This is a genomic window from Pseudoalteromonas sp. NBT06-2 (assembly GCF_002276045.1).
Classification (GTDB): Bacteria; Pseudomonadota; Gammaproteobacteria; order Enterobacterales; family Alteromonadaceae; genus Pseudoalteromonas.
Genome location: NZ_NQMR01000100.1, coordinates 1 through 14,200, shown reverse-complemented (window position 1 = coordinate 14,200; position 14,200 = coordinate 1). Strand labels below are relative to the sequence as shown.

Genomic DNA, 14,200 nt, shown 5'->3' with positions numbered 1-14,200 from the left:
TTAAACGCCATGAGTTATAAGTTGAATAGGAAAAGATATTTCATTGACCAGTCTGTTTTCTATTATTTCTTGCTTAAATTTACCATTCATCAGCATTATACGCTCTTTTAATCCCATCAATCCATTACCTGGTTTTGACAAAACGTATTCACTTTGGTTATGAACTGCTGTGGCTGTTAGTGTATCTTTATCTAATAGTTCACCAGTGTGATCACTAAATTTAAGCTCAACATTAAATGTAATTTCTGTTGCTTGAGTGTGCTTTAAAGTATTACTTATCATTTCTTGGCAAAAACGTATTACGCATAAGCTATCATTCTGATTAAGGTAAGATAATTTTTTATCTAAATTTAAAGTACACGCAAGTTGTGGCGTTACTTTAAAAACTTGCTCTAAACTGGTTCTCAATAAAGAAATCTCTGCTCTTTGTGTTGAGACAATACTCCTTACTTCATCTAATAGCTCTTGAGTTAAACTATGACATAGCGTTAAATTTTCTTCTGACTCAGCTGTCGCTTTGCGCTTTGCAAAATCAAGGTTTATGCTTAATGCCGTCAATTTATGACCTAAAGTATCATGTAACTCTCTTGATAAATTAAGCCTTTCTTGCTCTGCACTCATCGCATTCATTATACTTTGTGTCGCTTTAAGCTCTTTATAGTTTTGACGTGATTGATAATGGATATTTAGGCTTTGAATTATTTTTCTACTTACAAACCAGTTCATCAAACAAAAAAAAGCCCAAACGATAAGCGTTACCCAAGGAATATCACCCTGCCATCGATCAAAGTTTGTAATTGAGTAAGTTGCTAGAATGGCTATAACAGAACAAATCATTTTTATGGGTGAGAAATGGGCACTAAATATGGCGGTAAACATAATTAAATGTATAAAAACCAGAGAAGTAGTCGACAATTGCATTAACGAAACAATTAATAAAAAATATGTCAATGCAACGATATTTACTTGATCATTAGGTCGTTTGATAACAAACCACAACACAGCTAATATCATCAAATGCACTGGTATTTGTGCAATAAGTAATATCTGAGAATTTGCATAATAAAGTGAAGCAATCGTAACTCCTAACCATGATGCTATGGTTGAGTAAGTCCAATCTGTTGTATGTCTTATTGTATTTTCCATCTCTTAAACAGCTGCCTTTTATATTGTTTTGAGATAACTAATGATGATTATGACAAACATTAAGTTATTAAAATAGTGACATATGTCATAGTTAAATACCTGACTAATGACACTACCTAGCAAAAAAATAAGTATTTAAGCTGTGTATAAATTCATACTACGCAATACTAGCAGGACAGATCATGAAAAACTGTGAACGTTTTCACTATATGGACAATTTAAGGGCTATCGCCCTTTTACTTGGTATATTTTATCATGCAGCTTTAGCATATAGTCCATTTATGGCAAATATTTGGTTTACAGCTGATGCCAAAAATCACCTTATTTTTGATATTATCACCCATTGGCTACACCTTTTTAGAATGCCTGTGTTTTTTATAATAGCAGGCTTTTTTGCATGTTTATTAATAGAGAAAAAAGGAGTTAAATCATTTTTATCGCACAGAGTAAAAAGAGTTTTATTACCTTTTATTGTTTTTTTTCCTCTTTTGGCTGGTTTATTTTTACATGCTTTAAAATGGGGCGCACAATTTCCTGATACCTTACCTGCTGTTTTCACCCTATTTGAACAGGTAAAAGATTTACCGCCAAGTACCATGCACTTGTGGTTTTTATGGAATTTATTTGGCTTTAGTGTTTTATTGTCTTTATTGATGTGTTTTAGAAGATTGATGCTGATTGTGTTAAAGGCTATTACCAATAAATGGGTTTTATTATTCGCTCTGCCTTTATTAATTACACCCGCATTATATAGTCAGTTTGCACCTTTTCCTGCGCCAGATAAATTTATACCTCAACTTTGGTCTTATGGTTTTTACGGCATATTATTTTTAGTCGGTGTAGGAATATTTATGAATCAATCAGTTATCAAACAACTTACTCCTTTTACAAACTATTTGTTCATTATAGCTATTATCAGCTACAGTATTTTCTGGCAGCTCATGCCATCAGCACTGACAATTGAACAAGTCATAAAATTCACAAAAGATGGCTTTATAGGTGTTAGCGGAATTAAACATTTAATCTTGGTGTTGGTACAAAGTATTTCGCTGGTTTATTGGTCTTTATTAGCGTTAATATTTGCCAATAGGTACTTAAACCATGTTAATAAAATAACACGTTATATCTCTGATGCCTCATACTGGGTTTATTTAATTCATGTGCCTGTTTTACTTTATATTCAAATGCCATTATTAAGCCTTGATATATCTATTTATTTGAAGTTGTTAATCGCACTTATATCTACTTTAGCTATTTGTTTTATCAGTTATCATTTATTTGTAAGGTTTAGCTTAATTGGAAAGTTACTCAGTGGATTGAAACATATTAGAGTATCCAAAGCTGTTACAATATAAATTATGCGACTTAATATAGAAATAAGATAAGTTGAAATTATCCCCAGAATATTTAACAACCATGTATGATTCAACCACAATAATTTGTATTTCCATTAAGTGCTTGTTACTGTTGATCCACTAATTAAATGAAAAGGAATAATTTAAAATGAGCATAAATCTTAACAATTTTGAAGAACTTGCATTACCAATACTTAATAAACTAGCTGATAGTTTCCCGACATTTTTAGGTGCATCAGCATTACCTGGTGAGGGTGATGAAAGAAATGATGTATTGAGTATTTTACAAAAACAAGACCTGATCTTTTGTAATAATAAAAGTTGTTTTCAGTTAACCACAGCGGGCACTAAGTTGTTTGGCTGTTCGGTTTCTAAGTCTTTGAAAAACAAAATTAAAAGCAATGCATCTGAACTAAATGCTTAATATTATAAGCATGCAAGTGATTTTAGATAGCAACACAACTGTTACCATCAATTAAAGTACGGGGAGCAATGGCTCCCTTCACAAAATTTAATAATTGCCAATCTCATTTTATCCAAAGTAAAAATAGATTTACTAAAAAATATTAGTCAGGCATGGGTGATGATAAGTTAGAACTATCAGCAATAAATTTAGCTTTTGGATGGTCGTCCAAAATCTTTTCAACTTTAGAAACCTGTGATTTACACACATCTATAATAATGACAACTTCACCAGCATCTAAATGTTGATTGAATAAAGATGTAAAGTAATCATCAAATGACCCCCCTGTCATTTTAAGTAATAATAATGAGCAACTTACAACTAAAATAATTATCAAAATAGGGATATGTGTTAAGTTTTCAAAAACATCAGTAAACAAAACTAAGCTGGAAATTATTATTATCAGAATCAAAGCAGCGATTAAATTCGCTCGTCTTGATGCGGAGATTAAATTTGTTTTTTCTAATTGAGGGCTTCCATGTAAATGATGAGTATTTATTCCTTCATTATCACGACTTAGAACATAAAAATGATGATCATCAATCCCATTTTTATGAACTTCATCCGAAATTAACTCAGCATCATCTAAATCATTAGTAATATAAAACAGTCTTTTCATATACCAGCCTTAAAAAATAAAGTGTTCTTATTTTATTAAGTGTAGTTTGTATATATGTAAATATACAAATCCTTATGTTTATTATGGTTATTTACAATTAAATTTCACAATTTAATTTATAGATCTCTTTTTTATTATTCCTTTAGTTTTCTCTTGTCATTACCGCTAATTACATTTAGTATTCGCGCCGCAATGATTATGAGAATACATATCATTATCAGTTAAATTGTATTAACTTATCTAATTTAAATTATTTTTATGATTTTTTCGATTTTTACGCTTTAATAAATATAGGTATGTTTAATCGATAAAAACTTGATATGACTAACTTAAATTAATGGAGTTTCATGAAAAATCTCTATCTGAAGGGTTTTAAAATGTTAAATAAAATCATTAAAACAGTAGTTATTTGTACTCTGATGGTAACTTTAGGGGGCTGTGAGCTTGCTTTATTCGATCCTAAAGGTCCTGTTGGTGAGCAAGCAAAATTACTGATTATCATCTCTGTAGCGCTAATGCTGATAGTAATTATTCCTGTTATTTTTATGACTTTTTATTTTCCTTATAAATATAGAACTTCTAATAAAAAAGCTGTATATAAACCTCACTGGGAACACTCAACCAAAATTGAACTGATTGTTTGGTTGGTGCCTTGCTTAATCGTTATTGCTTTAGCCATTGTCACTTATCAAACATCTCATTCATTAGATCCTAGAAAACCTTTAGGAAAAGATGAAGATACTGTCACGATTCAAGTTGTTGCTTTAGATTGGAAATGGTTGTTTATATATCCAGAACAACAAATTGCGACAATTAATGAAATAGCGATACCTGTAAATAAACCTATCGAATTTCTTATCACATCTGACACAGTAATGAATTCTTTTTTTATTCCTCGTTTAGGTAGCCAAATTTACGCTATGGCAGGTATGGAAAATAGACTTAATTTAATGGCCAGTGAGCAAGGTGTTTTTCGAGGTATGTCTGCAAACTATAGTGGTTTTGGATTTTCAGGTATGAAATTTAAAACCCATGCACTTGATCAAGTAGGTTTTGAGCAATGGATAAGCAAAGTTAAACGCTCTCCTCTTAAGCTTGATGAAAAAATGTATCAAATGCTTTCGAAAAAAACAAAAGACCACGCAATACAACATTTTCATGATGTTGACCCATTACATTTTAAAAAGACAATAGAAAAGTATACAGGAGTACAAAGTGGTAAATAAAGCAACCATAATTACCGATCCTGATTCACTAACAGGAAAGCTTACTTGGGATTCAATTCCATTACATGATCCGGTTATTTTACCTGTAATGATAGCTGTTATTTTAGGTGGATTAGCCTTATTAATTTTAATTACAAAAATGGGTAAATGGCAGTACCTATGGGACGAATGGTTCACCTCTGTCGATCATAAAAAAATAGGGATCATGTATATAATAGCTGCAATTGTGATGCTAATTCGTGGATTTTCTGATGCTTTAATGATGCGAGCACAACAAGCTTTTGCGACCGCAGATAGTGTTGGCGCAGGTTTTCTGCCTCCAGAGCACTATGACCAAATATTCACGGCTCACGGTGTCATTATGATTTTCTTTGTTGCTATGCCATTAGTGGTTGGCTTAATGAATATTGTAGTGCCATTGCAAATTGGTGCACGAGATGTTGCCTTTCCTTTCCTTAATTCTTTGAGTTTTTGGCTTTTTGTTGTTGGTGCTATTTTAATAAATATTTCTTTATTTCTAGGAGAATTTGCCGCAACGGGTTGGCTCGCTTACCCACCATTATCAGGTATTGAATATAGCCCCTGGGTTGGAGTGGATTATTGGCTCTGGGCATTACAAATATCTGGAATAGGCACTTTATTAACCGGTGTTAACTTCTTTGTGACAATACTAAGAATGCGTGCTCCAGGTATGAAATTGATGCAAATGCCTGTTTTTACTTGGACTTCATTATGTGCCAACGTATTAATTATTGCCTCTTTTCCAATTTTAACGGTCACTTTAACGTTATTAACACTTGATCGATACATAGGGACTCATTTTTTTACCAATGACTTAGGCGGTAACCAAATGATGTACGTCAATTTAATTTGGGCATGGGGTCACCCTGAAGTATACATATTAATATTGCCTGCATTTGGTATTTTTTCAGAAATTACAGCAACGTTTTCACGTAAACGTTTATTTGGCTATACCTCCTTAGTATGGGCGACAGCAGCTATTATGGTATTAGCTATGGTTGTTTGGTTACACCACTTCTTTACGATGGGCGCAGGAGCAAGTGTTAATGCCTTCTTTGGTATCGCAACGATGATAATTTCCATACCCACTGGAGTAAAGATATTTAACTGGTTGTTTACCATGTATAAAGGCCGTGTTGAATTTACTGCATCCATGTGGTGGACATGTAGTTTCTTATTTACCTTTACAATTGGCGGAATGACAGGAGTCATGTTGGCCATTCCTGCTGCTGATTTTGTATTACATAACAGTTTATTTTTAATTGCCCATTTTCATAATGTCATCATAGGTGGCTCTGTATTTGGTTATTTTGCGGGTATGACCTACTGGTTTTCTAAAGCGACCGGGTTTACTTTAGATGAAAATCTCGGAAAAATTGCCTGTGCATTATGGACTGTTGGTTTCTTTTTCGCATTTATGCCGCTGTATATTCTTGGCTTTAATGGTATGACACGCCGCCTTAATTATTACGACAATCCTGATTGGGCACCTATGCTATGGATCGCAGCATTTGGCGCAATGATTATTTTTGCGGGCATTTTAGTACAACTTTATCAAATATATATCAGTATTCGCGACCGTAATAAAAATCGAGATCTAACTGGAGATCCATGGAATGGTCGCACACTTGAATGGACGACATCGTCTCCACCTCCATTTTATAACTTTGCAATAATGCCAAAGATCCATGATAGAGATGAGCATTATTATAAAAAAGAGCACGGTATAGCTTACGAAAAACCTGATAAATACGCTCCAATCCATATGCCTAAAAACACTTGGGCAGGTATTGTGATCAGTGGGTTTTCTTTGATTATGGGTTTTGCGTGTATTTGGCATATTTGGTGGATGGCTATTTTCGGTTTTGTTGGCATTGTTGCATCTTGGATTATTTATTCTTTTGAACGTAATAAAGATTATTACGTTCAAGTGAATGAAATTGAAAAAATAGAATCTGCACATTTGGCTGATATTGCTGAGTATCACCCTATTTCTAAAGCGCAATCATAATTTACCAGGAGTAACAAATGACAACTGCACATCATGATGCGTTAATTGATACACATCACGAGCATGAACATCACGATACAGGTGGTGATACTGTATTTGGTTTTTGGATTTATATAATGAGCGATTGCTTATTATTTGCCACGCTTTTTGCAACCTATGCCGTATTAAGTTCAAGTTTTGCGGGTCAAATAACAGCGAAAGAGTTATTTGATTTAAATTTCGTTTTAGGTGAAACCGCATTGCTATTATTCAGCAGCTTTACATTTGGTATGGCAATGCTCTACGCCAATAAAAAACAAATGAAAGGCATGATAGCTTGGCTCTGTATTACTTTTTTATTAGGTTTATCATTTTTAGGCATGGAACTTTATGAGTTTTATCATTTTAGCCATGAAGGCGCTACGCCACAAACCAGTGCTTATTGGTCTGCTTTTTATGCTTTAGTAGCAACTCACGGATTACATGTTTTCGCAGGCCTTATTTGGATGTTGGTATTATTCGCCCACTTTAAAAGAGATGGAATTAGTGAAGAAAACCTAGTAAGACTTTCATGTTTAAGTTTATTTTGGCATTTCTTAGATGTTATTTGGATTTGTGTATTTACAGTTGTTTACTTAATGGGAGTGATGTAATGAGCAATCATGATCAAACTTTAGACATACAACATAGTCATGGTGGCGCTGCACATGGTAGCGTCAAAGAATATGTAACGGGATTAATTTTCTCGATAGTTTTAACTGCATTACCTTTTGCAGCTTTAATGTTCGACTTATTTTCTGCTCCCATCACGCTAATTGTTATTTTATTGTGTGCTATAGCTCAAATATTTGTTCAATTAATATTCTTTTTACATATGAACTCTTCTTCTGAGCAATTATGGAATACAACTTCTGCTGTGTTCATCGTGTTAATTGTTGCTATTTTAGTGGTCGGTTCCATATGGATCATAGAACACCTTAACCATAATATGCTGATGGGTCACTAGTATGATCAATAATTTTTTTCAACTCACAAAGCCAGGTATTATTACAGGTAACTTAATTACTGCTGCTGCAGGTTATTTTATGGCTGCCCGAGGCGACATAGATTGGCTAATATTTGCAGCTATGTGCTGCGGCGTAATTTTAATTATCGCATCTGGATGTGTATTTAATAACTATATAGACCGCGATATAGATGGATTAATGGCGCGTACATGTAATCGCGTTTTAGTTAAAAAATTAATAACTCTTAATACAGCATTAATATACGCAATCTTATTAGGTGTAGCAGGTTTTTCTACTTTATATCTATTTACTAATTTAACAACTGTACTTTTTGGTGCCCTTGGATTTATTGTCTACGTCGGGTTTTACAGTTTATATTTTAAGAGAAAGTCCATACATGGCACTTTAATTGGAAGTTTATCTGGCGCCTGTCCTCCTGTTATAGGATATTGTTCTGTGACAAATAATTTTGATATTGGGGCTGCAATTATTCTAATCGCATTTTGTTTATGGCAAATCCCACATTCATACGCTATCGCAATTTACCGGATCAAAGATTATAAAGCAGCAAAGATCCCTGTTTTACCAATCATTAGAGACATTAAAAGTGCTCGCAATCATATTATTGGGTATATCATTGCTTTTACACTTGTTGCTTTAATGCTTTTTCAGCAAGCATATGTTGGTATCATTTATACAGTAATAATAACAGCACTTGGTGCTTATTGGTTATACATTGCAGTTATAGACTACAAACGTTTAGACAATCACTTATGGGCAAAACGCTTATTTATATTCTCTATTGTAACAATTACGGTTTTAAGCATTTTGATCTCTTTAGACTTTACCGCTGACCCTCATGTTTTAATTACAGCGAGCTAACATATGAAACCAGCATTAAAGTGGCTTATCCCCACGTTTGGTATGCTACTACTAACTGTATTAATTAGCTTTTATGTATCAACAACAACTAAAAAATTAGGTCAATCTAACCGTACATTTTCTGACTTAGGTGGTAATTTTACATTAACAAGTAAAAATGGAACTATCTCATTAAATGATTATAAAGATGAAGTTGTCGTTTTATATTTTGGTTATTTATCATGTGCTGATGTATGCCCTACTTCTATGTCTGTCATAAGCAATGCTTTTAATAAATTGACAAATACTCAAATAAAACAAACTCAAGGGATTTTTATAAGTGTTGACCCCGATAGAGATAATACAACTGATATTGAAAAGTTTACAAGATACTTCCATAAAAAAATCATTGGTGTTACTGGCAGTAAAACTCAAATCGCTGAAGTGAGTGAACAATATGGTGTTTACTATAATACCGATAAACTAGAAAACTCTTTGATGGATTATTCAGTTGATCACGCTTCCCGATTTTATATCATTAATAAAAAAGGAAAATTAATTACAGCAATGAGTCATAGTACCACCCCTAATGAGCTCGCAGCTCAAATTATGGAGTTATTATGATCCGAGGCATAATTTTATTGCTTTTATTACTTCAACCTATTTTAGCTTGGAGCGATACTTCGATGAACATTATCGTTGAAAAATATCATTTAAAACAATGTGCAAATGAACTGATCACAATTGCAGACCAAGTCATTGGAAGTAAAAAGCATAGATTACATCCCGTATTTGCTACTGAAAAAAGCAATCACAGGTTAGTTACTATTTCTGGTGTACTGAGTTATAGAGATCGCCAAAGTCATATTGTTTTTAGTGCCAGTCCTACAACTGAACAACTTAATGGATGCGATGTCAGTTATAACGAAAGCTTTGTTATTGCATCCCCTTGTATTTTAGTTCGCGAAGAAGTATTTAAAAAATGGCCCTATAAAGGCAGATTAAATGACGATACTCAAGTGTTTGTAAACAAAAAAGACAATAAAAAGTTAGCTTACTTAACCAATGCAAGTGATAACGCTTACTGCTTAGTAAGTATTAAAAAAAGTGTTTTTAACTAATACTTGAATCTGGTGAAATAGATGAAACATTATTAGATGCTGCTAGAAAATTATCCATGAAACGTAAAGATGTGTTATCCGGAGCTATTTTAGACGCATCTTTTCAAATTGAAAAGCCCGTCATTAAGGCAGGCTACTTTAGATGTCTAATTAGAACGTTATCAAGTATTTGGTTCCGTTAATCTAGACTCAGTCTCCTTTTTAAATAGATTATAGTTTTTATTTATCAATTCATCATTAGGTTCTAACTCAAGTGCTTTCAAATAGTACTTTTTAGCCTCATCATAATCTTTACGGATATTCTTCAAAAAGTTAGCATAATTGCCATTAATAAGAGCATTATCAGGCTCAAACTCAAGTGCTTTCAAATAGTACTTTTCAGCCTCATCATAATCTTTACGGATATCACTCAGAAAGTTAGCATAATTACCATTAAAATCAGCATCATCTGGTTCTAACTCAAGTGCTTTCAAATAGTACTTTTCAGCCTCATCGTAATCTTTACGGATATTCTTCAAAAAGTTAGCATAATTACCATTAATAAGAGCATCATTAGGCTCTAACTCAAGTGCTTTTAAATAGTATTTTTTAGCCTCAGCGTAATTTTTACGGGTATCATTCAAAAAGAGAGCATAATTACCAATTAAATTTTCTTGGTGTAACTTCCCTTGTAATATTTCGATAGATTCTAAATAAAGCGCGTTCTGTTTATTTATGTCTGTTTCATTATTTATTCTTTGTTGATAATGCCACCAATCTTTTACCCCTTCTTCCGCCATTTTAGTAACAGCATGCCTAGTATCATCTGTACTAGTACTTTCTTCTATCTTGCTAATTTTTTCTAAGTATCTATCAGCTCTTTTTTTCGCATTATCAACGATATCTTGATCAAAACGCCCAAAATTCAACTTATCACCCATTTGTATCATCAAGTCGTCAAATCCGGGTATAGGAACAAATTTACCTTTCAGTTTTTTTACTAATTCGATAATTGATTTATTTAGACCATGATCGCTAGGGTTTTTGATATTTTCTTGATAACACCAAAAAACACCATTTTTTGGAGAGTCTAAATCATTTAGAAAGTTCATAAGGCTTCCATCATTACCACCATAGCCAATTACGACAGGAATATAATGTTGAAAAATATTTTTCAGATTAACCGCAAATTTATCTTTCATCTCATTCACCCCATTATGATCATTAATTGGAGAGTAAAATAAGTCTCTATGTATTTTAACAATTACTGGGCGGGAACCAAATGGCTGAATATAATGGGCAAGCGCTTCATGCCCTACTACTAATGGTTTTTTCTGAGTGTAAATGAATAGTGCATCTTCAGTGAGGCTGTCAAAGTTTGTAGTAATAACAACATTGTTACCAGTAGAGGCAAGCATTTTAGCAAGAACTGAATAGCCGCAGCTCGGTTCACTTTGCTCCATTGCTTTTTCTAGCTCTGAAAAACCTTGCTTCTTATCTAACTCAAAACGCTTGTCAAAAATTTTAGCGTAGTCTTTGGCTAAATTTTCATCTTCAATACCTTTTGCTTTTTTCCACTCATTTAATTCATCGGGTTCAAGTGTACTTTCTAATACAGTCATCCATTCTTTAACAAATGTTGCACCAGTTTTGATGCCGGATGCTACAGAAGCTCCAGAACCAAGGATGAAGCAAAACTTACGTTCTTCTCGCTTATCATTACAAAAGTGATGTAAGAAGCGTTTAAGTGATATTCCATCTAAATTATTACTATAAAATAAATTATTACTATCCTTTCAATTGGTTACAATCATACAGATAAAAATAACCTGTATCACTAATTAATCTAAAAACATATCACTTTACTGATTTATATCAATTTTGATGGAGGTTAGAGACCTCCGGCTACCCGATTATACGCTGGTTTTTTGCATATTACGAAAGCCAAAAAAGTATAGTAATCCAGTTACCAGCCAAACTAAACCAACATAGAAAACAACATCACTCACTTTATCTGGATATCTAAACCAGAGCTGTAAAGGTAAAACCCCCCGAATAATACATAATGCGGCTATTGTATAAATACCAAAACTAAGCAATGGAAGCTTACGAATAACTTTTGCCCCTGATAAAGCATAAAGCCCTAAAACAATAAAAATAACTGAAACAATAACTGTACCAATTGGAGCCAGCAATGTACCATTTTTAGCTGATTCAATAATTTGCACTGGTGCCATTTGTGCAGAGTAACACTGAGGCCCTATAAAAATGCAAGACATATGAGCGAATGCAGTGCCTATAGCAATAAATGCAGCAATAACTAAAAATACTATTCCATACTTAAATTTCACATTTAACTCCAATCAAGCATACAACGAGCCTGTAGAATTTATCTTTTATAAAAAACAAACTCTAAAATTATTAAAAATTAAGCCTCAAAGCTTTGCTAAGAGGCAATAAAATAGTTGGTTAGAATTAGTGACTAATAAGAAAATCAACTATTTATTATCCTTTTAAGTGACTTATTAGTTTTAAGACTGACAATTAAGTACCACAGTTAAAGAAAGGTCCATTCCAATAACAGGAACATCTGAGTAAACAGAAACCGTGCTACCTTTGGGTGTACTTTTAATATCGGCTAAATGGGATATACTGCCTCCAATAACTAGTGATACAGTATTTCCATAACTAGTTAGTCTGTAATTAACAACTGGAGAACCTCCTAGAACATTTGTATTTTCCCAACCTTCAGAGATACACATAGCTAATTGTTCAGAACTCTTATCACTTGAAATTTCAAATTTAGGCTCTGAATTACGTAATTTTTCGGGGGTAACAGAGCATGCTATCATGCCCAATATTGAAATTAAAATTACAACCTTCTTCATATTCATCCTTAAAAATAACAGTTTAATAGATAAAATTATTCCGTGTTTAAACACAGACTTTATCCGTATATCATGATTTTTAATTTATCTAAAATACGTTAATTAACTTATCATATCAAAGGCTTTGATAATACAGACTTAGTTATTTTGATCTGTTTTTCGACATTGCAGTCATTTAGATCTGGAGTCAAAAGACAAGACCTGACTCCAGTTATTTATAAAAAGGCTCTAAGCCAACTCCGCTAAACCAAACATCCGCAGGCCACTCCTTTGTGTTTTGACTGGTTCTTGTATGTATGTTTTCTCCAATAAGTTCATAGGCCTTGAAAAAACTATATCAGCACTTTCTTTATATGACCCTTTACTCATTTTTAGTGTTTGATTTTTGTCGTTCTCGATATAAATATATTCTTCGTCAGAATGTACTCGTATCAATTTTTGGAAGTAATTCCATTCATAATTATTCATTTTTATAGAGCTCCTTATAAAGTAAAAATATTAAGGTGTCAGTTATGCGATACCTCCCCTTACTTTTTAAACATTTACTTTTTTTGAAACAAACACCATATTTTTTGTAGTATAAAAAACAATAAAAATAAAATGCCAAGAGCAATACTTATCACGCTAAGTGGCAAAAACATACTCTCATGAAGAACACCTTCACTATCTAAATACTGATAAAAGGTATTTTCAACTATGTTAAAAACCACTCCCAAGCAAAAAAAAACAGAGAAATAGTAATAATTTTATTAATGAAAAGATTCATTTATACACTCGATTATAATGAGCCTTTAGAGTTTACCTAAAGGCTAAAAATTTATTATTCTACACAGATAAAGTGTCAGCTACGTGACACCTATCCTTATTTGTTATAAGGCTTTAACATCATAGTAGCCTGCTGACAATGTATTTGAATTTTCCATTCCAATTCCAATGCTTGTAACAATACCATTATTACTCCACGTTAAATCATAACGGTGCTCATTTTTAATAATTTCTAAGTCAAGTTCAGCTACACTGACATCTTTTTCATTAAAATACTTAATATGGTATTTACCTTCAAAATTAGTACTTGACCCTCCTGTAGCCAAACCGGTTCCGCGACCGTAATCAGCATGGATCCAAATAGCGTTTAACTCGCCGATTATGTCGGATTTAGAATATTGAACAGATCCTATATTTGACATGTAAAACTCCACACTTAAAGTGCCTTATAACGAGCCTGTAGAATTTCTCTTTTAGAAAAAACAGACTCAAAAAATATTAAAAATTAAGCTTCAAAACACATTGCTACGTGAATTCTGAGGCGTTATCTACTAAAGTACTGTTTTTACACGCTCTGCGCACATAAATTTTAATTGTCATTTTTCACTTTTGATAAATTCTACAGCCTATCGTGGTAGAGCGGTCTGTTACCAGACCGACCCCACACAGATCCGGACGAGCGGAACTACCGCATCCGGCTCTTCAGTTATATATTCACTCGTGTAAAACATGACCCTAGCGGTGTTTTTCAAGACAGTT

17 protein-coding genes are annotated in these 14,200 nt (G+C 33.0%); 9 read left to right on the top strand and 8 right to left on the bottom strand.

The genetic code is table 11. From position 1 onward, the window contains the following. A complete protein-coding gene (locus CJF42_RS17615; protein WP_095367933.1) occupies positions 1–1,146 on the bottom strand; it encodes a sensor histidine kinase in 1,146 nt (381 codons plus the stop codon). A 182-nt stretch (positions 1,147–1,328) separates the two neighbouring features. Here CJF42_RS17615 and CJF42_RS17610 point away from each other — a divergent pair, with 182 nt between their 5' ends. Both CJF42_RS17610 and CJF42_RS17605 read left to right on the top strand, forming a co-directional pair. After that, positions 1,329–2,501: an acyltransferase family protein gene (locus CJF42_RS17610; RefSeq protein ID WP_095367932.1), complete on the top strand. Its 1,173-nt coding sequence runs from the start codon at positions 1,329–1,331 to the stop codon at positions 2,499–2,501. A gap of 148 nt (positions 2,502–2,649) precedes the next feature. After that, positions 2,650–2,925 (top strand): hypothetical protein, encoded by a 276-nt coding sequence (locus CJF42_RS17605; protein WP_095367931.1) that lies wholly within the window; start codon positions 2,650–2,652, stop codon positions 2,923–2,925. Between the two features lie 142 nt (positions 2,926–3,067). Here CJF42_RS17605 and CJF42_RS17600 read toward each other — a convergent pair whose 3' ends face one another. Next, positions 3,068–3,583: a hypothetical protein gene (locus CJF42_RS17600; RefSeq protein WP_095367930.1), complete on the bottom strand. Its 516-nt coding sequence runs from the start codon at positions 3,581–3,583 to the stop codon at positions 3,068–3,070. A gap of 377 nt (positions 3,584–3,960) precedes the next feature. Here CJF42_RS17600 and cyoA point away from each other — a divergent pair, with 377 nt between their 5' ends. From cyoA to CJF42_RS17565, 7 genes are read left to right on the top strand one after another with little or no spacing between them, the layout of a single operon-like run. Continuing rightward, positions 3,961–4,809: a ubiquinol oxidase subunit II gene (gene cyoA / locus CJF42_RS17595; protein WP_095367929.1), complete on the top strand. Its 849-nt coding sequence runs from the start codon at positions 3,961–3,963 to the stop codon at positions 4,807–4,809. Next, positions 4,799–6,841 (top strand): cytochrome o ubiquinol oxidase subunit I, encoded by a 2,043-nt coding sequence (cyoB, locus tag CJF42_RS17590; RefSeq protein WP_095367928.1) that lies wholly within the window; start codon positions 4,799–4,801, stop codon positions 6,839–6,841. Before cyoA ends, cyoB begins: the two co-directional genes overlap by 11 nt. A 17-nt stretch (positions 6,842–6,858) precedes the next feature. After that, entirely contained in the window at positions 6,859–7,473 is a 615-nt protein-coding gene (gene cyoC / locus CJF42_RS17585; RefSeq protein ID WP_095367927.1) for a cytochrome o ubiquinol oxidase subunit III, read from the top strand. After that, a complete protein-coding gene (gene cyoD, locus CJF42_RS17580; protein ID WP_095367926.1) occupies positions 7,473–7,826 on the top strand; it encodes a cytochrome o ubiquinol oxidase subunit IV in 354 nt (117 codons plus the stop codon). Before cyoC ends, cyoD begins: the two co-directional genes overlap by 1 nt. Position 7,827: 1 nt before the next feature. After that, positions 7,828–8,709: a heme o synthase gene (gene cyoE, locus CJF42_RS17575; protein WP_095367925.1), complete on the top strand. Its 882-nt coding sequence runs from the start codon at positions 7,828–7,830 to the stop codon at positions 8,707–8,709. Between the two features lie 3 nt (positions 8,710–8,712). Continuing rightward, on the top strand, positions 8,713–9,312 hold the full coding sequence (locus tag CJF42_RS17570; protein ID WP_095367924.1) for an SCO family protein: 600 nt from the start codon (positions 8,713–8,715) through the stop codon (positions 9,310–9,312). Continuing rightward, positions 9,309–9,809 carry a hypothetical protein gene (locus CJF42_RS17565; protein WP_095367923.1) on the top strand — a complete coding sequence of 167 codons (501 nt, stop codon included), beginning with the start codon at positions 9,309–9,311 and terminating at the stop codon, positions 9,807–9,809. Before CJF42_RS17570 ends, CJF42_RS17565 begins: the two co-directional genes overlap by 4 nt. A gap of 161 nt (positions 9,810–9,970) precedes the next feature. On the opposite strand, the gene CJF42_RS17560 is transcribed toward CJF42_RS17565, so the two are convergent. From CJF42_RS17560 to CJF42_RS17535, 6 genes are all read right to left on the bottom strand, one after another. Then, complete coding sequence (locus CJF42_RS17560) at positions 9,971–11,410, bottom strand: tetratricopeptide repeat protein (RefSeq protein ID WP_095367922.1); 1,440 nt, start codon at positions 11,408–11,410, stop codon at positions 9,971–9,973. A 291-nt stretch (positions 11,411–11,701) separates the two neighbouring features. Next, the gene (locus CJF42_RS17555) at positions 11,702–12,139 is read right to left on the bottom strand and encodes a hypothetical protein (protein WP_095367921.1); all 438 of its coding nucleotides are present in this window, start codon (positions 12,137–12,139) and stop codon (positions 11,702–11,704) included. Positions 12,140–12,319: 180 nt separating this feature from the next. Then, a complete protein-coding gene (locus tag CJF42_RS17550) occupies positions 12,320–12,676 on the bottom strand; it encodes a hypothetical protein (RefSeq protein ID WP_095367920.1) in 357 nt (118 codons plus the stop codon). 228 nt (positions 12,677–12,904) lie between these two features. Further along, complete coding sequence (locus CJF42_RS17545) at positions 12,905–13,144, bottom strand: hypothetical protein (protein ID WP_095367919.1); 240 nt, start codon at positions 13,142–13,144, stop codon at positions 12,905–12,907. Between the two features lie 74 nt (positions 13,145–13,218). Further along, positions 13,219–13,386, bottom strand: a complete 168-nt coding sequence (locus CJF42_RS17540; protein ID WP_252097647.1) for a DUF3955 domain-containing protein — start codon at positions 13,384–13,386, stop codon at positions 13,219–13,221. A gap of 159 nt (positions 13,387–13,545) precedes the next feature. Then, on the bottom strand, positions 13,546–13,863 hold the full coding sequence (locus CJF42_RS17535) for a hypothetical protein (protein ID WP_095367918.1): 318 nt from the start codon (positions 13,861–13,863) through the stop codon (positions 13,546–13,548). Positions 13,864–14,200: the final 337 nt, after the last annotated feature.

What these genes read in the sequence shown, in the direction of transcription:
- CJF42_RS17615 (WP_095367933.1), bottom strand. Translation starts at nt 1,146, where the DNA reads ATGGAAAATACAATAAGACATACAACAGATTGGACTTACTCAACCATA.
- CJF42_RS17610 (WP_095367932.1), top strand. Translation starts at nt 1,329, where the DNA reads ATGAAAAACTGTGAACGTTTTCACTATATGGACAATTTAAGGGCTATC.
- CJF42_RS17605 (WP_095367931.1), top strand. Translation starts at nt 2,650, where the DNA reads ATGAGCATAAATCTTAACAATTTTGAAGAACTTGCATTACCAATACTT.
- CJF42_RS17600 (WP_095367930.1), bottom strand. Translation starts at nt 3,583, where the DNA reads ATGAAAAGACTGTTTTATATTACTAATGATTTAGATGATGCTGAGTTA.
- cyoA (WP_095367929.1), top strand. Translation starts at nt 3,961, where the DNA reads ATGTTAAATAAAATCATTAAAACAGTAGTTATTTGTACTCTGATGGTA.
- cyoC (WP_095367927.1), top strand. Translation starts at nt 6,859, where the DNA reads ATGACAACTGCACATCATGATGCGTTAATTGATACACATCACGAGCAT.
- cyoD (WP_095367926.1), top strand. Translation starts at nt 7,473, where the DNA reads ATGAGCAATCATGATCAAACTTTAGACATACAACATAGTCATGGTGGC.
- cyoE (WP_095367925.1), top strand. Translation starts at nt 7,828, where the DNA reads ATGATCAATAATTTTTTTCAACTCACAAAGCCAGGTATTATTACAGGT.
- CJF42_RS17570 (WP_095367924.1), top strand. Translation starts at nt 8,713, where the DNA reads ATGAAACCAGCATTAAAGTGGCTTATCCCCACGTTTGGTATGCTACTA.
- CJF42_RS17565 (WP_095367923.1), top strand. Translation starts at nt 9,309, where the DNA reads ATGATCCGAGGCATAATTTTATTGCTTTTATTACTTCAACCTATTTTA.
- CJF42_RS17560 (WP_095367922.1), bottom strand. Translation starts at nt 11,410, where the DNA reads ATGACTGTATTAGAAAGTACACTTGAACCCGATGAATTAAATGAGTGG.
- CJF42_RS17550 (WP_095367920.1), bottom strand. Translation starts at nt 12,676, where the DNA reads ATGAAGAAGGTTGTAATTTTAATTTCAATATTGGGCATGATAGCATGC.
- CJF42_RS17545 (WP_095367919.1), bottom strand. Translation starts at nt 13,144, where the DNA reads ATGAATAATTATGAATGGAATTACTTCCAAAAATTGATACGAGTACAT.
- CJF42_RS17535 (WP_095367918.1), bottom strand. Translation starts at nt 13,863, where the DNA reads ATGTCAAATATAGGATCTGTTCAATATTCTAAATCCGACATAATCGGC.